This window comes from Mesorhizobium loti (assembly GCA_014189435.1).
GTDB classification, from domain to species: Bacteria; Pseudomonadota; Alphaproteobacteria; order Rhizobiales; family Rhizobiaceae; genus Mesorhizobium; species Mesorhizobium loti_G.
Window position 1 is genome coordinate 6,774,465 of record CP050293.1, and the last position, 18,691, is coordinate 6,793,155.

The 18,691-nt window shown below is 64.2% G+C and carries 17 protein-coding genes; 10 read left to right on the plus strand and 7 right to left on the minus strand.

Going from position 1 to position 18,691, the window contains the following annotated elements:
• Nucleotides 1-16: 16 nt before the first annotated feature.
• On the minus strand, nt 17-1,156 hold the full coding sequence (locus HB777_32530; protein QND68215.1) for a citrate synthase: 1,140 nt from the start codon (nt 1,154-1,156) through the stop codon (nt 17-19).
• Nucleotides 1,157-1,249: 93 nt separating this feature from the next.
• On the opposite strand from HB777_32530, the gene HB777_32535 reads away from it, so the two are divergent.
• The 3 genes from HB777_32535 (at nt 1,250) to HB777_32545 (ending at nt 4,499) form a co-directional block, all read left to right on the plus strand.
• Nucleotides 1,250-2,338 (plus strand): citrate synthase/methylcitrate synthase, encoded by a 1,089-nt coding sequence (locus HB777_32535; protein QND68216.1) that lies wholly within the window; start codon nt 1,250-1,252, stop codon nt 2,336-2,338.
• Nucleotides 2,339-2,527: 189 nt separating this feature from the next.
• Nucleotides 2,528-3,319 (plus strand): 3-hydroxybutyrate dehydrogenase, encoded by a 792-nt coding sequence (locus HB777_32540; GenBank protein QND68982.1) that lies wholly within the window; start codon nt 2,528-2,530, stop codon nt 3,317-3,319.
• Between the two features lie 49 nt (nt 3,320-3,368).
• Nucleotides 3,369-4,499, plus strand: a complete 1,131-nt coding sequence (locus HB777_32545) for a patatin-like phospholipase family protein (protein QND68217.1) — start codon at nt 3,369-3,371, stop codon at nt 4,497-4,499.
• A 15-nt stretch (nt 4,500-4,514) separates the two neighbouring features.
• On the opposite strand, the gene HB777_32550 is transcribed toward HB777_32545, so the two are convergent.
• Nucleotides 4,515-5,114: a TetR/AcrR family transcriptional regulator gene (locus HB777_32550; GenBank protein ID QND68218.1), complete on the minus strand. Its 600-nt coding sequence runs from the start codon at nt 5,112-5,114 to the stop codon at nt 4,515-4,517.
• A 113-nt stretch (nt 5,115-5,227) separates the two neighbouring features.
• Here HB777_32550 and HB777_32555 point away from each other — a divergent pair, with 113 nt between their 5' ends.
• From HB777_32555 to HB777_32580, 6 genes are all read left to right on the plus strand, one after another.
• Nucleotides 5,228-5,689, plus strand: coding sequence for a (2Fe-2S)-binding protein (locus tag HB777_32555; GenBank protein ID QND68219.1), 462 nt, complete (start codon nt 5,228-5,230; stop codon nt 5,687-5,689).
• A 2-nt stretch (nt 5,690-5,691) separates the two neighbouring features.
• Nucleotides 5,692-7,965: a xanthine dehydrogenase family protein molybdopterin-binding subunit gene (locus HB777_32560; GenBank protein QND68220.1), complete on the plus strand. Its 2,274-nt coding sequence runs from the start codon at nt 5,692-5,694 to the stop codon at nt 7,963-7,965.
• The gene (locus tag HB777_32565; protein ID QND68221.1) at nt 7,962-8,570 is read left to right on the plus strand and encodes a hypothetical protein; all 609 of its coding nucleotides are present in this window, start codon (nt 7,962-7,964) and stop codon (nt 8,568-8,570) included. Before HB777_32560 ends, HB777_32565 begins: the two co-directional genes overlap by 4 nt.
• Nucleotides 8,571-8,787: 217 nt before the next feature.
• Complete coding sequence (locus HB777_32570; protein QND68983.1) at nt 8,788-9,900, plus strand: efflux RND transporter periplasmic adaptor subunit; 1,113 nt, start codon at nt 8,788-8,790, stop codon at nt 9,898-9,900.
• 87 nt (nt 9,901-9,987) lie between these two features.
• Nucleotides 9,988-13,161: an efflux RND transporter permease subunit gene (locus HB777_32575; protein QND68222.1), complete on the plus strand. Its 3,174-nt coding sequence runs from the start codon at nt 9,988-9,990 to the stop codon at nt 13,159-13,161.
• 95 nt (nt 13,162-13,256) lie between these two features.
• Nucleotides 13,257-13,415 carry a DUF3309 domain-containing protein gene (locus HB777_32580; protein QND68223.1) on the plus strand — a complete coding sequence of 53 codons (159 nt, stop codon included), beginning with the start codon at nt 13,257-13,259 and terminating at the stop codon, nt 13,413-13,415.
• An 84-nt stretch (nt 13,416-13,499) separates the two neighbouring features.
• Here the strand turns inward: HB777_32580 and HB777_32585 are convergent, their stop codons facing one another.
• A complete protein-coding gene (locus HB777_32585; GenBank protein QND68224.1) occupies nt 13,500-14,459 on the minus strand; it encodes an NAD-dependent epimerase/dehydratase family protein in 960 nt (319 codons plus the stop codon).
• A gap of 93 nt (nt 14,460-14,552) precedes the next feature.
• Complete coding sequence (locus HB777_32590) at nt 14,553-14,762, minus strand: DUF680 domain-containing protein (GenBank protein ID QND68225.1); 210 nt, start codon at nt 14,760-14,762, stop codon at nt 14,553-14,555.
• A 115-nt stretch (nt 14,763-14,877) separates the two neighbouring features.
• Here HB777_32590 and HB777_32595 point away from each other — a divergent pair, with 115 nt between their 5' ends.
• Nucleotides 14,878-15,786, plus strand: a complete 909-nt coding sequence (locus HB777_32595; protein QND68226.1) for a LysR family transcriptional regulator — start codon at nt 14,878-14,880, stop codon at nt 15,784-15,786.
• Here the strand turns inward: HB777_32595 and HB777_32600 are convergent.
• The 3 genes from HB777_32600 to HB777_32610 form a co-directional block, all read right to left on the minus strand.
• Entirely contained in the window at nt 15,750-16,925 is a 1,176-nt protein-coding gene (locus HB777_32600; protein ID QND68227.1) for an MFS transporter, read from the minus strand. The genes HB777_32595 and HB777_32600 overlap by 37 nt on opposite strands.
• Nucleotides 16,926-17,358: 433 nt before the next feature.
• On the minus strand, nt 17,359-17,667 hold the full coding sequence (locus HB777_32605) for a DUF1244 domain-containing protein (protein ID QND68228.1): 309 nt from the start codon (nt 17,665-17,667) through the stop codon (nt 17,359-17,361).
• A gap of 14 nt (nt 17,668-17,681) precedes the next feature.
• The gene (locus tag HB777_32610; protein QND68229.1) at nt 17,682-18,479 is read right to left on the minus strand and encodes an N-formylglutamate amidohydrolase; all 798 of its coding nucleotides are present in this window, start codon (nt 18,477-18,479) and stop codon (nt 17,682-17,684) included.
• Nucleotides 18,480-18,691 lie beyond the last annotated feature (212 nt).

Consider the following 18,691-nt stretch of genomic DNA (forward strand, 5'->3'; position numbering starts at 1 on the left):
TAGCGCTCTCGCGATCTTACGGCAGCATTCCCTCATAGCGGCCGCGCGGCCTGATGACACTTCCGCTTGTTATCTGTTCGACCGTGTGCGCGGCCCAGCCGACGCTGCGTGCGAGCGCAAACAGGCGGAACGGTGCATCACGCGGCAAACCCAGGCTACGCGTCAGCGCCGCCAGCCCAAAGTCGATGTTGGGAAGCGCGCCGGTCGCCGCAAGGGCAGCGTCGCGCAGCGACGATAGTGTGCCGTCAACCTCAATCACCGACAGCAGCGCGGCGCCCCGGGGATCGCCGTCGGGATAGAGCTGATGGCCGAACCCCGGCAGCGGCCGGTCATGGCTGAGCCAGCGCCGGATCGTCGCATCGGCGCCATGCCGCGCCGCATCCTCGGCCAGTTGCATCACCGCCTCGCCGGCGCCGCCATGGCGAGGGCCTGACAGTGTCGAGAGCCCAGCGAGCAGGCAGGCGGCCAGCGGTGCGCCGGTCGAGGCCGCGACGCGCGCGGCGAAGGTCGACGCGTTCAGTTCATGATCGGCAAGCAGGACGAGCGCGCGGCGGATCGCTTCGGCGCCGCCGGCATCCAGCGACCAGTCCCGCGCCAGCCGCTGATGGACCGGATCCGGTCCTGCCGGTGCGCCCAGCGCGCCGGCCAGCACGCTGACCGCGTGCGCGGCGTCGGCATGCAGCGAGGTGGCGCTGCGCCCGAGCGATGGGCGCCCCTGGCCGGCAAGCATGGCAAGTTGCGCAAAGGCCGCGGCCCGGCCAGCTTGATGGGGCACATCCGGCGAGGGTGCTTCGAAAGCCACCGGTTCCGGCAGAGCCCAGAGAACGGCGGCGGCTTCTTCCAGTGTGGCGTGCCCGGAGAGCGCCGCGGCGTCCTGCCCGCGATAGACGAGCCGGCCGTGCGAGACGGTCGAAATCGCCGTTGCGATCGAGGGCTCGCCCCAGGCAATGGCGCTTTCAGCGATGACTGACGGACTGCGGCCGCGTGCCCGGCGGATCGCCAGCGCGGCAATGTCGTCGGCACGATACTGGCTGCGGCGCGGATCGGCGCGGTCGGGCCGCATGCCTATGCGGCCACGGCTGACATAGGCGTAGAGCGTCTGCGCCCGCACCTTGAGCCTTTCCAGCGCCTCTTCCCGCGACAACCACTCGGACATATCGGGCTCTGATATTGATTCTGTTGATCAAGATTGATGGATGTGTTGCCCAGCCTTATCTCGGATCCGGAAATGCTTCAAGGAGACAAGGCTATGGCGAATGGGCTCGATGATGTGGTGGCGGCGGAAACCGTGCTTTCCGACGTGGATGGTCTTGGCGGCCGTCTGACGATCCGAGGTCATTCGCTGCCGGAACTGGCCGGCCGCTGGAACTATGCCCAGGTGGTGCGCCTGTTGCTCGACGGCTTCTTCGACGACCTTCCCGATGATGCGGAGCTGACGCGGGCGCTCGGACAGGCACGTGCGGAAGTGTTTGAGCGGCTTTTGCCCTCACTGTCCCTGCTGTCATCGCTCGATGTCTACAGCGCGATGCGCGCCGGCATGGCGCTGCTGCCGGATGGCGACACGCTGACGGACGCCTTGCTGCTGATCGCGGCACCCGCCGTGCTGACGCCGGCCCTGCTGCGCCGGCAGCGCGGCGAGGAGCCGATCGCGCCGGACAGCCGCGCCGACCATGCCGCCGACATGCTGAGGATGCTCAACGGCGCCGTCGCTTCACCGCCGCTGGCGAAAGCGCTCGACACCTATCTGGTGACCGTCTGCGACCATGGCCTCAACGCATCGACCTTCGCCACCCGTGTGGTCGCCTCGACACTGGCCGGCCTGACATCGTCCGTGCTGGCCGGGCTCGGCGCGCTCAAGGGGCCGCTGCATGGCGGCGCGCCCGGCCCTGTCATCGAGATGCTGGATGCAATCCAGGTGCATGGCGATGCGGCCGGCTGGCTGCGCGACGAGATCGCGCACGGAAGGCGTATCATGGGCTTCGGTCACCGCATCTACCGTGTGCGCGATCCGCGCGCCGATGTGCTGAAAGCGGTCGTGCGGCAACTCGGCGGTGAGGGTGAAACCGGCCGCCGGCTGGCCTTCGCCGAGACGGTCGAGCAGACGGCGCTCGAGGTGCTGCGGATCGCCAAGCCGCAGCGCTCGCTGCAGACCAATGTCGAGTTCTACACCGCGCTCGTGCTGGAAGCGGCGGGTTTTCCGCCACAGGCTTTCAGCAATGTCTTCGCCGCCGGGCGCGTTTCCGGCTGGATCGCGCATGCGCGCGAGCAGCAGACGACCGGGCGGCTGATCCGGCCGCAATCGCGTTATGTCGGGCCGGTGCCGGACCTCGTCGCCTGAGGCTTTTTCGCTTTCGCTGGGGAGGGCGGCACCCCCCAAAGACTCCGACCCATGTCCTTCAGGTGAGCGGCTGCGCGGCCGCTCATGACGAAAATTTCATCTCGCCGCAAATTCTGGCCGCTGTTATTGCGTCGCATTGAGCCTATATGCTGCACTGCAACATAAGCCCGCTCTTGCCGCAACCAGAGGATTTCGCCCTTGGCCGCCAGAAAAACCGCAGTCATCACCGGCTCCACATCAGGCATTGGCCTGGCCATCGCCCAGGCGTTGGCGGCCGAAGGCCATAACGTCGTCCTCAATTCCTTTTCCGACACGGCCGCCGACCACGCCATTGCCGATGCGATCGCCGGACAGCACAAGGTGAAGACTGCCTACATCAAGGCCGACATGTCGAAGCCGGCCGAATGCCGGGCGCTTGTCGCCAAGGCGGCCGAGACATTCGGGTCGGTCGATATTCTCGTCAACAATGCCGGCATCCAGCATGTCGCGCCGGTGGAGGAGTTTCCAACCGAGAAGTGGGACGCCATCATCGCCATCAACCTGTCGTCGGCGTTCCACACCATCGCAGCCGCCATCCCGCTGATGAAAAACGCTGGCCGCGGCCGGATCGTCAACATCGCCTCGGCGCATGGCCTGGTCGCGTCGCCGTTCAAGTCGGCCTATGTCGCGGCCAAGCACGGAATTTTGGGGCTGACCAAGACGGTCGCGCTCGAATTGGCGCGTGACAAGATCACCTGCAACGCCATCTGCCCCGGCTATGTGCTGACGCCGCTCGTCGAGGCGCAGATCCCCGACCAGATGAAAGCCCATCAGATGGACCGCGAGACCGTCATCCGCGAGGTCATGCTGGACAAGCAGCCGACCAAGGAATTCGTCACGGTCGAGCAGATCGCGGCAGCGGCGGTGTTCCTGTGCTCGGACGCGGCAGCGCAGGTCAACGGCACGCATCTCTCGGTCGATGGCGGCTGGACCGCCGCGTGAGGCGCAGAATTTTTTCATCGACCCAAACAGACAGATCAAGGACGACGCCATGACCAAAAACGGCAAGGCGGAGGAGACGAAGAAGATCAACATCGCACTTCAGGGCGGCGGCTCGCACGGGGCCTTTTCCTGGGGTGTGCTCGACCGGCTGCTGGAGGACGGACGGCTAGAGATATCGGCAGTGTCCGGCACCAGTGCCGGCGCCATGAACGCGGTGGCGCTGGCCGACGGTTTTGTGCGCGGCGGTGTCGAAGGCGCGCGGCAAAAACTCGACGATTTCTGGCGTGCGGTGGCGGCCAAGGGCCGGTTCAGCCCAGTCCAGCGCATGCCGTGGGATGTCGCCTGGGGCAACTGGTCGATCGAGAACACACCGGGCTACGTCTTCTTCGACACCATGTCGCGGGTGTTCTCGCCCTACGTTGCCAACCCGCTCGGCCTCAACCCGCTGCGCGACGTGGTGCAGCAGGAGATCGATTTCGACAATGTGCGCGCCTGCAAGTCGATGGAACTGTTCATCTCGGCGACCAATGTCGAGACCGGACAGTTGCGCGTCTTTTCCGACGGCGAGATCGACCTCGACACGGTGATGGCCTCGGCCTGTCTGCCGCAGCTGTTCCGCGCCGTCGAGATCAAGGGCGTGCCCTATTGGGATGGCGGCTATGGCGGTAACCCGGCGCTCTATCCGTTCTTCAAGACGGCGGCGACCGAGGACGTGCTTCTGGTGCAGATCAATCCGGTGGTGCGGGAGGGAACGCCAAGGAGCGCCAACGAGATCCAGAACCGCATCGACGAGATCACCTTCAACGCCGGGCTGCTGCGCGAATTCCGCTCGATCGCCTTCGTCAAGGAGTTGATCGCCGCTGGCCGTCTGCCGCATGGCGAATACCGCGACATCCGCATGCATCGCATCGATGCCGACGAGGCGTTCAAGGATCTGTCGGCGTCGTCGAAGGTCAATGCCGAATGGGCGTTCCTGAGCTATCTCAGAGATCTCGGCCGCACCGCCGCCAGCGACTGGCTGGAAGAGAATTACGACGCCGTCGGCAAGCGGCCGACACTCGATCTCTCCGGCGAACTCGACGACGGTTTCAAGCCGGTGCGCGGCCCGGCACCTGGCCGGCGGGTCAAGGAATTCCTTGCTGCGCGCAAGAATCCGGAGGCGGAGCGCCGCCGGGCCTGAGCCGAACAATTGGCTTCATCCGGCCTTTAGCGTCAGGTCGATCACCTGGATCAGGGCGGCGGCGGCTTGCCGCTGCCCCTCGGGATCGCTGATCCGCGCCTTCATGCCTTCCAGTCCGTCGAGCAGCATGTCGGCAAGCAGTTGCGCCGACAGGCCCTTGGCTGTGAGATCGACGCCGTTCCTGGCGGCCTCGCCCTCGATCGCGGCGGCGATATGTCCGACAAGGCCGTCGCGCCAGCAGCCGACCAGATCACTGACGCTCGATTTCATGTCCAGCAATTCGGCGCCGTGCGGTGAGGCAATGACGGCGCCCATCATTGAGATGAATGCCTCGTCGATGGCTCGCATCATGCGTTCACCGAAAGCGCCGTCGCCGGCCAGCGCCATTTTTGTCGCCTCGACCGAGCGTGACAGCACCATCATGGCGATGGCGCGGAAAATGTCGGTCTTGTTCTTGAACAGGAGATAGAGCGCCGGCCGCGACATGTCGGCGGCGCGGGCGATGTCGTCCATGGTGGTGCGCGAGAAGCCATAGGCCAAAAACACCTTCATCGCCCCATCCAGGATACGGACGCGTTTGGGGTCGGCGGTGGCGACGTCTTCGATCTGATTCATGGAGCAATTCTATCCTGCAAAATCCTAATTGACAAAATGACGTAATTTGTCAATCTGTTTGAGAACGAAATGACCAGTTGGCCATTTCGCCTCGGGCAACAAAGGGTATCCCCATGCGCCTCACCGTCGACGGTCAGTCATTCGATATCGATGCCGATCCGGATATGCCGCTGCTGTGGGCGCTGCGTGATCTCATTGGCAAGACCGGACCGAAGTTCGGCTGCGGCATCGCCGCCTGCGGCGCCTGCACGGTGCATGTCGATGGTCAGCCGGTGCGTTCCTGCTCGCTTCCGGTCGGCCAGGTCAGCGGCGCCGTCACCACCATCGAAGGCATAGGCACGGCGGGCAGGCTGCATCCGGTGCAGCAGGCATGGCTGGAGGAACAGGTCGCGCAATGCGGCTACTGCCAGGCCGGCCAGATCATGAGCGCGGTGGCGCTGCTCGACGAGGTCGCCGACCCGAGCGATGCCGACATCGATAACGCCATGGGCGGCAATCTCTGCCGCTGCGGCACCTATCCCAGGATCCGCTCGGCCATCAAGAAGGCCGCTGCGCTCAAGACGGCGGGGCTCTGACCATGGCCAGTGTCGGAAAGATCGCCCGCCGCACGTTTCTGATCGGCGCCGCCGCTGTCGCGGGCGGCGTTGCCGTCGGCTATTACTACTATCGCAAGCCGTTCCCGAACCCGCTCGAGGCGGAACTCGGCAAGGGCGAGGCGACCTTCAACCCCTATGTGAAGATCGGCGCCGACAACACCATCACCATCGTCGCGCCGCGCGCCGAGATGGGGCAAGGCATTTCGACGACGCTGGCCGTCATGGTGGCCGAAGAACTCGATGTCGGCCTCGATCGGGTCAAGGTCGAGCATGGACCGGCCTCCCATGCCTATTACAACGCCGCGATCCTTGAAGAGGGCGGTCCGTTCGCCTTCTTCGACGAGAGCATGACCGCGCAAGCGGTGCGCTCGGGTCTCGGCGTGGTCGGCAAGCTCCTTGCCCTGCAGGGCACGGGTGGTTCGGCTTCGACACGCGATGGTTTTGACAAGATGCGGCAAGCGGGTGCAGCCGCCCGGCAGATGCTGATCGCGGCTGCGGCGCAAAAACTGGGTGTCGCCGCCGCCGATCTGGAAACGGCTGACGGTTCGATCCTGCACAAGGCGTCTGGCAAGTCGCTGACTTATGGCGCGGTCGCCGCGGCCGCCGCCGCGATGGCGCCGCCGGCCGAAGTCAGGCTCAAGGACCGGGCCGACTGGAAACTGCTGGGAAAGCCGCAAAAGCGCATCGACATGCTGGCCAAGGTCACCGGGGCGCCGATCTTCGGCATCGATGTCCGGCTGCCGGACATGCTCTGCGGCACGGTCAAGATGAGTCCGCGCTTCTGGTCGAGGCCGGTCAAGGCGGACCTCTCCAAGGCCGAGAAAATGCCTGGTGTGATCAAGATCGTGGCGCTCGAGACGAATTACGGCCATGGCTTCGGCATCATCGCCGACAACACATGGGCGGCGTTCAAGGCGGCTGAGGCGATCGACGCCCAGTGGTCCGATCCCGAATACCCGCTCAGCAGCGCCGCCATTTCAGATGTGCTGAAGCAGACGCTTGGCACCAAGGGCTCGGTGATGCGCGACAATGGCGATGTCGATACCGCCTTCGCCGACGCGCCGCGTGAAAGGATCGTCGAAGCAGATTATGCGGTGCCCTATCTGGCGCATGCGACGATGGAGCCGATGAACGCAACGGCGCAGTTCAGGGACGGCGCGCTCGACATCTGGTGCGGCAACCAGGCGCCGACCCTGGTGCGGCAGCTTTGCGCCAACGCGGTCGGCATCGAGCAGGACAAGATCACCGTCCACACCACCTTCATGGGCGGCGGTTTCGGCCGGCGCGTCGAGATGGATTACGCCCTGTGCGCCGCGCTGATGGCGAAGGAGACAGGCGGGCGTCCGATCAAGGTGACCTGGACGCGTGAAGAAGACATGCGCCACGACGCCTATCGACCGGCCGCTATCGGCAAGTTCCAGGCGCGGCTCGGTGATGATGGCATGCCGGTCGCGGTCGATATGAAGATGGCCTCGCCATCGGTGATTGCCGGCACGCTGCGCCGGCTCTTTCCCTCGATATCGCCGCTCGGTCCCGACAAGACCATCGTCGATGGCGCCTACGACCAGCCCTACACCATCCCGAATTACCGGGTCAGTGGTGTCGCGGCGCCGGTCTCCATCCCTGTCGGCTCCTGGCGCTCGGTCGGCAGTTCGGTCAACGGCTTCTTCCACGAAGGCTTCATGGACGAGATCGCCGTTGCCGGAAAAATCGATCCGGTCGAGATGCGCAAGAGACTGATGGCCGCCTATCCCTCGGCGGTGAAGGTGGTGGAGAAAGTCGCCGAGATGGCGAAATGGGGCGAGGCTCTGCCCGCCGGCAGGGCCAAGGGCATGGCCTTCACGCTGTCCTTCGGCAGTTGGGTCGGGGAGATCGTCCAGGTGGCGGACACGCCGGCCGGCATCCGTATCGAGAAGGTGTGGATCGCCGCCGATGTCGGCACCGCGCTCGATCCCGGCATCATCGAGGCGCAGCTGATTTCCGCCGCCATCTACGGTCTTTCGGCGGCTATGGGTCAGGAAATCACCTTCGCCGACGGCATGGTCGAACAGTCGAACTTCCACGATTTCGACGCCATGCGGATCTTCCAGTGCCCGGTCTTCGAAGTCGCCATCCTGGAGAACTTCCACAAGATGGGCGGCGTCGGCGAGGTCGGTACGCCGCCGGCGGCGCCGGCGCTTGCCAACGCCATCTTCGCGCTCACCGGCAAGCGCATCCGCACGCTGCCGCTGTCGAAAACGGTGGCCTTCGCATGAAGAAGCTTCTCATCATGCTGACGCCTGCTGCCATGCTCGTCCTGGCAGTGCCGTTCGCGATCGCGCAAGAGAACCAGACGCCGGCACCAGTGACGGTCGATGCGGCGAAAAGCCTGTCCGAATGGGACAAGATCTATGCGGTGTTCTCGCATCCGCGCTGCGCCGACTGTCATGTCGCGGACGACCGGCCGCGCTGGTCCGGCGCGCATTATGGCGGCACCCGCATTCATGCCTTCAATGTCCAGCGCGGCGCTGACGGATCGGGCTTCGGCAATCCCGGCCTGCGCTGCACGACTTGCCATTTCTCCAGCAATTCCAATGCATTGCACGGGCCGCCCGGAGCCGATAGCTGGCATTTGGCGCCAGCCGAAATGGCCTGGTTCGGCAAATCCTCGGCCGAGATCTGCGCTCAGATCAAGGATCCCCTGCGCAATGGCAACCGTAGCTTGAAGGATATCGCGCTGCATGTTCGCGACGACAAATTGGTCGCCTGGGGCTGGGCGCCGGGGTCGGGGCGTGAGCCGGCTCCGGGCTCTGCCGAAGCAACCTATCAAGCGATCGAAAACTGGGCGGCGGCGGGCGCATCTTGTCCGGTGGCGCAATGATCCCGCAACTTTCGCACTATATTGCGGTGCAACTTTGATGTAGAAGCGCGCTTCGCCGATCACGGCAAATTGAACACGGCCCGGCGCGCACCCATATCGGCGACGCGCCCGCGTTATGAGGACGCTGGCCGAACCCGCAGTGGAAAAAACGACGATGCCGAGAATCAGGTTTCACAAGCTTGCAGCCATTGTTGTGCTCATTGGTTTCGCGGCGTGGATGGCGACAGGCGAGTTTTCGTCGGTCGGCAGCGTAGCCGCCAATAAGGCCAAGGCAGCCGAAGTCGAGCAGGCCAAGGCGCCGGACGCGGCCAAGCCCAAGACGGCGGAAGCCGAGCCGAAGGCACCGCTGCGCACCGTTGCGGTGGTGACGCCGCCGCGCAAGACCTATGCTCGCGCCATCCGCATTTCCGGACTGACCGAAGCCGACAAGCGCGCCGTGCTGGCAACGCGCGTCGCCGGCGTCATCGACAAGCTGCCGGTCAAGCAAGGCGATCACGTCAAGACCGGCGATCTGGTGCTGATGCTTGCGGCGGAAGAAAAGATCTCGATGGTCGACAACGCCAGGCAGCTCGTGGTGCAGCGCCAGGCCGAGCTGGACGCGTCGCTACGGCTGATGAAATCAGGCAATTTGCCCAAGCTGCAGCTCGACACCGCCCGCTCCAATCTGACCCTGGCGCAATCGCAACTGGATACCGCGCAGGCCGAACTTGACCGCAACGAAGTCAAGGCGCCGTTCGACGGCGTCATTGACCGGGTGCCGGTGGAACTCGGCAGCTCCGTCATGCAGGGCGGCGAGGTGGCGACCATCCTCAAGCTCGATCCGGTGATTGCGCGCGGCGAGATCAGCGAGCGCGACCTCGGCTATCTCAAGATCGGCGACAAGGCCAATGTTCGGCTGGTCAGCGGCCAGACCGTCGAAGGTACCGTGCGCTATATCAGCCGCGATGCGTCGTCGGCGACCCGCACCTTCCGTGTCGAGGTCGCCATCCCCAATGCCGATGGCTCGGTGCCGGCCGGCATGACGGCGGAAATCCAGCTCAGCGCGCTGCCGACCGACGCGGTCCTACTGCCACGCTCGGTGGTGACGCTCGGCGACAAGGGCGACCTCGGCATTCGCGCCGTCGACAAGGACAACAAGGTGGCGTTCTTCCCGATCGACCTCGTCGACGACACGCCGACCGGCCTCGTCCTTGGCGGCATTCCGGCCGATGCGCGCATCATCGTCGCCGGCCAGGAGCTGGTGAAGGAAGGTGACGTCGTCAAGCCGGTCGAGGCTGACCAGGCGACCATCCAGAAGCTATTGGGCGAAGCGACCGCCGGCACGCAGTAGCAAGAGCAAGAGATAGTGACGGACTAGCCCTGGGCGGGGACAATCGGCTGCGACGCAGCTCCTGAAATTCAAGAACAGGCGTTAGCCATGGATATCGTCAAACTTGCGATCAACAATGCTCGCCTGACCATCTCGGTCCTGGCCTTCCTGCTGCTCGCCGGCTGGGTCGCCTATCAGTCGACGCCGAAGGAAGCGGAACCCGACGTTCCGATTCCGATGATGTATGTCAGCCTGATCTATCAAGGCATTTCGCCCGAGGATTCCGAGCGGCTTTTGCTGCGGCCGATGGAAAGCAAGCTGAAGAGCCTGAAGGGCCTCAAGGAGATGCGCTCGGCTGCCTTCCAGGGCGGCGGCTATGTGCTGGTCGAGTTCCAGCCGCAGACAAACCTGGCGACGGCACTGCAGGACACGCGCAGCAAGGTGCAGGACGGCAAGGCCGACCTGCCGCAGGCCGCCGAAGAGCCCGTGGTCACCGAAGTCAACATCTCCGAATTCCCGGTCCTCGTCGTCACCCTGTCGGGCGAATTGCCCGAGCGCGTTCTGACCGCGGCCGCTCGCGAATTGCGCGACCGCATCGAGGAAGTGCCCGGTGTTCTCGAAGGCTCGCTGCAGGGCTCGCGTGACGATCTCGTCGAAGTCGTCATCGATCCGATGAAACTGTCTTCCTACGGCCTGCAGCTCGATCAGCTGATCGGCGCCGTCGGCGCTTCGAACAGCCTGGTTGCCGCCGGCAACCTCGAAGGTTCGCAGGGCAAGTACGCGGTCAAGGTGCCGTCGTTGATCGAGACTCCGGAAGATGTCGCCAACCTGCCGGTTGTCGCCGGCCCCAATGCCGTGGTCCACGCCAGAGACATTGCCACGATCCGATCGACCTTCGCCGATGCCGAAACGATCACCCGCCTCAACGGCAAGCCGGCCATCGCCATCGAGGTCAAGAAGCGCATCGGCGCCAATCTGATCGACACGCTCACCAAGGTGCGAGCCGTATCGGATGCGTTCCTCAAGACGATGCCGGAAGGCATGAACGTCACCTACACGCAGGACAAGTCGGTCTTCGTCAACCAGTTGCTCGGTGACCTGCAGAACCACGTCATGATCGCCGTGATCCTGGTGTTCGTCGTCATCCTCTATGCGCTGTCCGGCCGTGCCTCGCTGCTGATCGGCCTCGCCATTCCATCATCCTTCCTGATGGGTATCCTGTTGCTGGCGATGATGGGCTACACGATCAACATGATCGTGCTGTTCAGCCTCATTCTGGCCGTCGGCATGCTGGTCGACGACGCCATCATCGTCACCGAGTTCGCCGAGCGGCGGATGAGCGAGGGCATGCCGAAGGCGGAAGCCTTCGCGCTTGCCGCCAAGCGCATGGCCGGTCCGGTCATCGCCGCGACGATGACGCGCATCGCGGCGTTTTCGCCGCTGCTGTTCTGGCCGGGCATCATCGGCGACTTCATGAAATACATGCCGATCACCCTGATCGTCACGCTGTCGGCCTCGATGCTCTATGCGCTGGTCTTCGCGCCGACGCTGGGGGCGATCTTCGCCAAGGCGCCGCAGCACCATGAGGACGACAATCGCGACGGCTGGTACATGGCCATCGTCAAGCAGGCGGTGCGGTTCCCGATCACCGTGGTTCTGCTGACCGTCGCGCTGCTGTTCGGCGTCGGCTACGCCTATTCGAAATATGGCGCCGGTGTCGAGTTCTTCCCCAGTGTCGAGCCCGACTATGGCCTGCTCTACGTGCACGCACGCGGCAATCTTTCGCTGGCCGAAATGGACACCGCGACCAAGATCGCCGAAAACCGGCTGCTCGGCTGGCCTGGCGTCAAATCCGTCTACACCCGTGTCGGCAAGACGCAAGGCGGCGGCCAGGACGTTCCGGAAGACGTTGTCGGCGTCATCCAGTATGAATTTGTCGACTGGCGCGAGCGCAAATCGGCAAACCATATCCTGGACGAGTTGCGTGGCGTCATGGCTGGCATTCCCGGCGTCGATGTCGAGGTCCGCGTGCCGGAGGCCGGCCCGCCCACCGGCAAGGCTATCCAGATCAGGCTTTCGGCCATCGATCCGGCCGGCCTGGACGAGAACGCCCGCGCCGTGGCGGCGCGCATCGCCAAGGTGCCTGGCGTCATCGACGTCTCCGACGGCCTGCCGCCGCCCGGTGTCGACTGGGCGCTGGAAGTCGACCGCGCCAAGGCAGCACAGTACGGCATCAGCCCGACCGCGGTCGGAACGGTCGTGCAGTTGGTGACCAACGGCCTGAAGCTGAGCGAATACCGCCCGGCCGGCGCCGACAAGGCGGTCGACATCAGGCTGCGCCTGCCGGAAGACCGGCGCACGCTGTCGACGCTCGACGAACTGCGGGTGCAGACCTCGCAAGGCTCGGTGCCGATCTCGAACTTCGTCGTGCGCAAGGCGAAGCCCAGCGTCGGCGTCCTCAACCGCATCGATGGCGCACGCACCGTGGTGGTGCAGGCCAATGTCACGGCCGGTGCGCAGGTTGCGGCCGTGCAACAGGAGGTCACCCAGGCGGTCACCGATATGAAGCTGGACAGCGGCACGCGCTGGAAGCTGGCTGGTTCGAACGAGGACAGCGCCGAGGCCAGCGCCTTCCTCGGCAAGGCCTTCGGGGCCGCGATCTTCCTGATCTTCCTCGTGCTTCTGATGCAGTTCAACAAATTCACGAGTGTGCTGATGGTGCTGTCCTGCGTTGTCATGGCGACGATCGGCGTGTTCCTGGGGCTGCTGTTGACGGGAGAGGCGTTCGGCATCGTCATGTCGGGCATCGGCGTCATCGCGCTGGCCGGCGTGGTGGTCAACAACAACATCGTGCTGATCGACACCTATGACCGGCTGCGCGAAGAAGGCTGGGACAAGATGGACGCGGTGCTGCAGACCTGCCGCGAGCGCGCCCGCCCGGTCGTGCTGACGGCGGTGTCGGCGATCCTTGGTGTGCTGCCGATCGCCTTTGGCCTCGGTCTCGAAATCTTCCATCACGAGACGACGATCAATGCGCCGTCGACGCAATGGTGGATTTCGCTGTCGTCGGCGATCGTCTTCGGTCTGTCCTTTGCCACACTGCTGACGCTGGTGGTGACGCCGTCGATGCTGATGATCTTCACGCGCAGCAAGGACAGCCGCTTCTACGCGTTTTTCCGCCGGGTGTTCCGGCGCGGCAAAGGCACGGTTTCGTCGACCGAAACGCCAGGCCGGGATGCGGGCGCCGAGCCGGCGATCGCCTTTCCAAAAGCAGCCGAATAGGCAGGCTTCCCGATTTGAATGGCAAAGGCCGCCCGGAACAACCGGGCGGCCTTTTGCATTGTCCCTGAGCAAAACGTCAATGCGGGGAATTTCTCATGCCGATCACCACCATTCTCATTATCGTCCTGATCCTTGTCCTCATCGGCGCGATGCCGGCCTGGCCGCATTCGCGCTCCTGGGGTTATGGGCCGTCGGGCAGTGTCGGCGTGGTGCTGGTCGTGCTTCTGGTGTTGCTGTTGATGGGGCGGCTTTGAGCTGCCTGTCAGTCCGTAAAGAGACTTTTCGGTTTGCGGAGAAACGGGGGGGCGAGCCGTAGCAGTGCCCGCCGACGTCACAAATCAGGCAGCTTTCGCAACGCTATTCACTGTGGCGACGCCGATATCCTCGAGAGCTTCAATGACCGCCTGATCCAGCGGCGTATGCGGGATCTCGCCGATGATGCCTTGCAGCCGCGTCGAAACCAGCTGATGCGGCTCGAAGCGCAGATAGGACATCGACACGATCTCGCGCCACATCGCCACGAACGGGCTGCCGGCGCGCAGCACCCACCAGGGCATCGAGGTCATCTTGAGCGGACGACCAACAGCCTTCTCGGCAGCGGCCTTGATCTGCGGATCGGTGACCGCGTGGCCCGGGAAGTTCAGCGCTTCATAGAAGCCGAGCTTGTCCAGATTGCGCGCCAGCGCGACGAAGCCAACAGCGAAGTCCGGCAGATAGGCCCATTCATGCACCAGGTCGACCGGGCCGGGCGCGGTATAGATGCCCTTGTTGATCTTGGCGGCGACGACCAGATCGAACCACGATCCGCTGCCGGTGCCGCCGAAGAAGTCGCCGGCCCGCAGCAGAATGGTGCGGACCCGGCCGGCTTCGGCCTCGCGGCGAAACAACTCCTCCATGGCGCAGCGGATGCGGCCCTTTTGCGTGGTCGGGTGGAAAGGTGTGTCTTCTGATATCACCGCCGGCATCGGCGATCCGTAATTGTAGACGGTGCCGGGGAAGAGATGCAGCGTGCCGTTCGCATGGCAGGCGGCCATGACGTTCTCGGCCATCGGCAGGCATTTGCCCCAGTCGGTGTAGATCGGGTTGAGGCCGTTGAAGATGATGTCGACGCCTTGCGTGGCACGGATCAGCCCCTCGCGGTCGAGCGCGTCGCCGGCGACGGCGGTGGCCCCCTTGAGTTCATCCGGCACCTTGCCGCTGCGGGTGATTGCCCGGACATCATAGCCGGCATCGATGAAGGCCTTGGCGACAACGCGGCCGAGCCGGCCATTGGCACCCAGAATTGCGATCTTGGTCATTTCGAGTACTCCTGATCTGGAATTTTCATGGTCGGCCCGGGAGGCCCGATCCGCGACAAGCGCGATCGGGATCAGCGACAAGCGCGATCGGGATCAGCGGTTGCCGAAGAGTTCGCGGTTGCTGCCCTGGGCGACCGGCTTCTTGGCGGTCGCGTCCATCTTCTCGATCGAACTTGTGTTGGTGTTGTCGGTGCTGGTGACAGCCGGCTGGCTGGCATTGTTCGAGCCGAACTTGTCGCTGCCGGCAAAAGCGGTGCTGGCGGAAATGAGGATGGCGGCGGCGATGAGGGCGATCTTGGCCATTTCATGTTCTCCTGGTTGGTGGCTGCAGTCCGTGTTGGTGTCTGCATCGGGAATATCGTCGCTACGAATACGAATGGAAATTGACTATGAACGGGGTTTCGATATTCATTATTGAATGGCTGAAATCGACTGGAACCTGATCAAAAGCTTCGTCACCGTGGCGGAAACCGGCAGTTTGTCGGCCGCCGCGCGAAAGCTCTCGGCCAGCCAGCCGACACTTGGCCGTCACATCGGCGAGCTCGAACAGGCACTGGATATCACGCTGTTCCGGCGTGGGCGGCGCGGCTATGAGCTGACGGAGGCCGGCAGCACGCTGTTCGAACGCGGCAAGGCGGTCAGCGAGCAGGCGAGCGCCTTCTCACTGTTGGCGCTGGGGTCGGTCGAGGCCATCGAAGGCACGGTGCGCATTGCCGCCAGCGAGGTGGTGGCAGCCTATGTGCTGCCCGAGATGATGATGCGGCTGGGGATCGAGGAGCCCGGCATCGAGGTCGAGATCGTTGCTTCCAACCAGGTCGAGAACCTGTTGCGGCGCGATGCGGATATCGCCATCCGCATGGTCAAGCCGGCGCAGAATGAGCTGACGGCGCGCAAGGTCTGCGACATCAAGCTCTGCGCCTGCGCCGCCAGGTCCTATCTCGACAGGCGCGGCCACCCGCTGAAGCCCGCCGACCTTGTCGACCACGATCTGGTCGGCTTCGACCGCAGCGACGAGATCATCAGAGGCTTCACCCAGTATGGCATTCCTGTCACCCGGAGCAGTTTTCGCTTCAGGGCCGACAACCAGATCGTTTTGTGGGAGGCGGTGCGGGCGGGAAACGGCATCGGCCTCGGCCAGGAGCCGCTGGTCGACCGTGACCCATCGGTGGAGAAATTGCTGCCCGGCCTGCCTTTGCCTGTCCTGCCGGTGTGGCTGGCCATGCACCGCGACGTGCGCACCAGCGTGCGCATCCGCCGGGTAGTGGATTTTCTCTACGAGGAGCTGAAACGCTATTCCGCGGGTGCTGCCGCGAATTCGGCTCGGTGAGCGAGCCCGGCCATCAGAAACACGATGACCAGCAACCCCGACAAGGCAACGAAGATCGGACCGAAGCTGGAATGCTCGGCAACGAAGCCGATCGCCGACGGCGCCACCAGTATACCGGAGTAGCCGATGGTGGTGACCACGCTCATGCCGGTGCCCGACGACATGCCTTCCTGGTTGCCGCCGGCCGAAAAGATGATCGGCACCATGTTGGCGATGCCGAAGCCGCAAAAGGCGAAGGCTGCTATGGCAAGCCAGGGCGAGGGCGACAGCCCGGCCGCCAGCATGCCGGCGGCGGCGACTATGGCCGAGCCGCGAAGCGTCGTTACCGCGCCGAAGCGGTTGCGCACACCGTCGCCAAAAAAGCGCACGATCGCCATGACTCCGGAAAAGCCGGCATAGGCAAGACCCGCAACGGCAAGGTCGGCGCCGAGCTCCTGGCGCAGATACAGTGCCGCCCAGTCCAGCACCGTGCCTTCGGAGACCATCGTCAGCAGCGCCATCAAGCCGACGAGATAGACCAGCGGGTTGGCCGGCAATGCGAATTTTTGATGCTCGGCCACCTGCGGTCGGTCTTCGGCGACCAGATGGCGGACCGCCACCGCGATCACCGTGAAGGCGACCGCTGTTACCGCTGCCGCGTGGGCGAGGTGCCCGTAGTGCTGGATGGCGAAGCCGCCAATGCCGCCGCCGGCGAACCCGCCGAGGCTCCAGAAGCCGTGCGACGAGGACATGACGGCGCGGGAGAGCCGCCGTTCCACCACCACCGCATTGGCATTCATGGCGACATCCATGCCGCCGATCGAGCCGCCGAAGATGAACATGGCAACGGCGGCCAGCGGAACATTGGGCGCCAGCGCCACGACCAGCAGGCCAACGCTGCCGCAAAGGCCGGACCAGCGAAGCACGGTGCGCGAACCGTGCTTCGAGATCAGATGACCACACCAGGTCATGGCGGCGATCGCGCCGGCGCCGAACAGCAGGATCAGCAGGCCGAGCGTGAATTTCGAAATGTCGAGCCGGGTCAGGAACACCGGGATCTGCGGAGCCCAGCTACCGGTCAGGAAGCCGTTGGCGAGAAAAATGGCCGCAACGGCCCATCGTCCGCGAATGGCGGTCTGCATGGCGTTCGATGCGTTCATAAAGCGAATCCGCTCAGAAAATGGCCTCGCGGGGCAAATTAGATCGATTCAATTTTCAGTCAAGCGCCGGTTTTGTGAAAGTGGTTGGACCAAAGGGAGAAATGAGACCGTGTCGTTCGTGCGGACTTACCTACGTTGGAGAGTAGCGGAAACGCTTCTCTCTTCGTCATCCACGGGCGGAGCAAGGAGCGTAGCGACGCGGCGCAGACCCGAGGATCCATGCCGCGACTTCTGAGCGATGCTACGGTGCAAAGCCAGCTCCGGTGAGCGCGACCTTCATTCTGAGCCGCTGTGCTCTTGGCGACCGTCGCGGCATGGATCCTAGGGTTTCCGCGACGTCGCTTCGCGACTGCTCCACCCTAGGATGACGAAGTCGGAGAGCCTCGCCTATCGCAGATACCGTGGCCGGAGGCCGCTCGCCGTATCAGGCTCGCTAATGGTCCTTGGGGCGCCTTGCCTCGAACTCGGCCTTCTTGGCGTCGGACGCCTCGGTCTGGTTGAGCGCCTGCCACTGCGCATAAGGCATGCCGTAGACGATCTCGCGCGACTGGTCCTTGCTGAGGTCGACGCCGTCGGCATTCGCTGCCTCGCGATACCAGTTCGACAAGCAGTTGCGGCAGAAGCCGGCGAGGTTCATCAGGTCGATGTTCTGCACGTCGTTACGCTCGCGCAGATGCTCGACCAGCCGCCGAAAGGCGGCGGCCTCGAAATCGCGTTGCTGCTCGTCACTGAGTTCGGTCATGGTCACAGCCTCCGTCATACCGGCCCGGTGCGGGAGCCGAATTGCTTGACCACATGTATATCGGGACGGCGGTCGATGGCGTCAACGATCGGCGCCAACCGTTCGGCCCAGGCGAGCGCACCCTTCTGGTCTGATATCAGGTCCTGGCGGATCTCGATCAGCGCATGGGCGAAACCGTTGACGATGGCGTGCTTGTACATGGTGTCGCCACGCAGCGCGCCGTCATAGGGCTCGTTGTCGCCGACAACGAGATTGTTGTCGGCGGCCAGCATGTCGATCAGCGGCCGCGCCACCCGGTCGTCGAGGTCCCACAGGATGCCGACATGCCAGGGTCGCTTGATGCCTTGCATGGCAGGGGTGAAGGAATGCACCGAGAAGATGAAGGGCGCTTGTGCCGAGGCCTGAGCGACCGAGGCAATCATGGCGCCGACCGCATCGTGATAGGGCCGGTAGAAGCGGTCGAGCCGCCTTTCGCGCTCCTCGGGAGCGATGGGGTAATTCCCGGGCACGACGGTGCCGTCATAGAGCTGGCGAATGAGCGTCGGATCGTCTTCGCCACGGTTGGGATCGATCAGCAGCCGCGAAAAATTGGCGAGCACCGCCGGCACGCCAAGCAGGGCGGCAAGCTCGCGCGTCACCGTCTCGACGCCGATGTCATAGGCGATGTGGCGCTCGAGTTCCGCTGAGGGCAGGCCGAGGCTGCCATAGTCGTCGGGCAGGTCTCGGCGGGCATGATCGCCCAACAGCACGATGCCTCGCTTGCGGTCGCCTTCGACAACATCGAAAGGCGCGAAAACTGTGGATCGGGTCATTGGCGGGAAATGGTCTGTTCGCTGGCTTCCGGGGAGGGTGCTATCGTCATTCCACGAAGGCGACGCTTGCGCAATGCCGTTGTTTGGCCAAGGTTTCCCGGGAAATCTGGCAGAAGTCGGCGAATTGTGCGCCGGAGCCTTTCTAAATCGATTGGAATTGAACAAAACGGTGCGTTGACATGCGCCCGGACTTTTCCGAAAAGGGGCGCAGA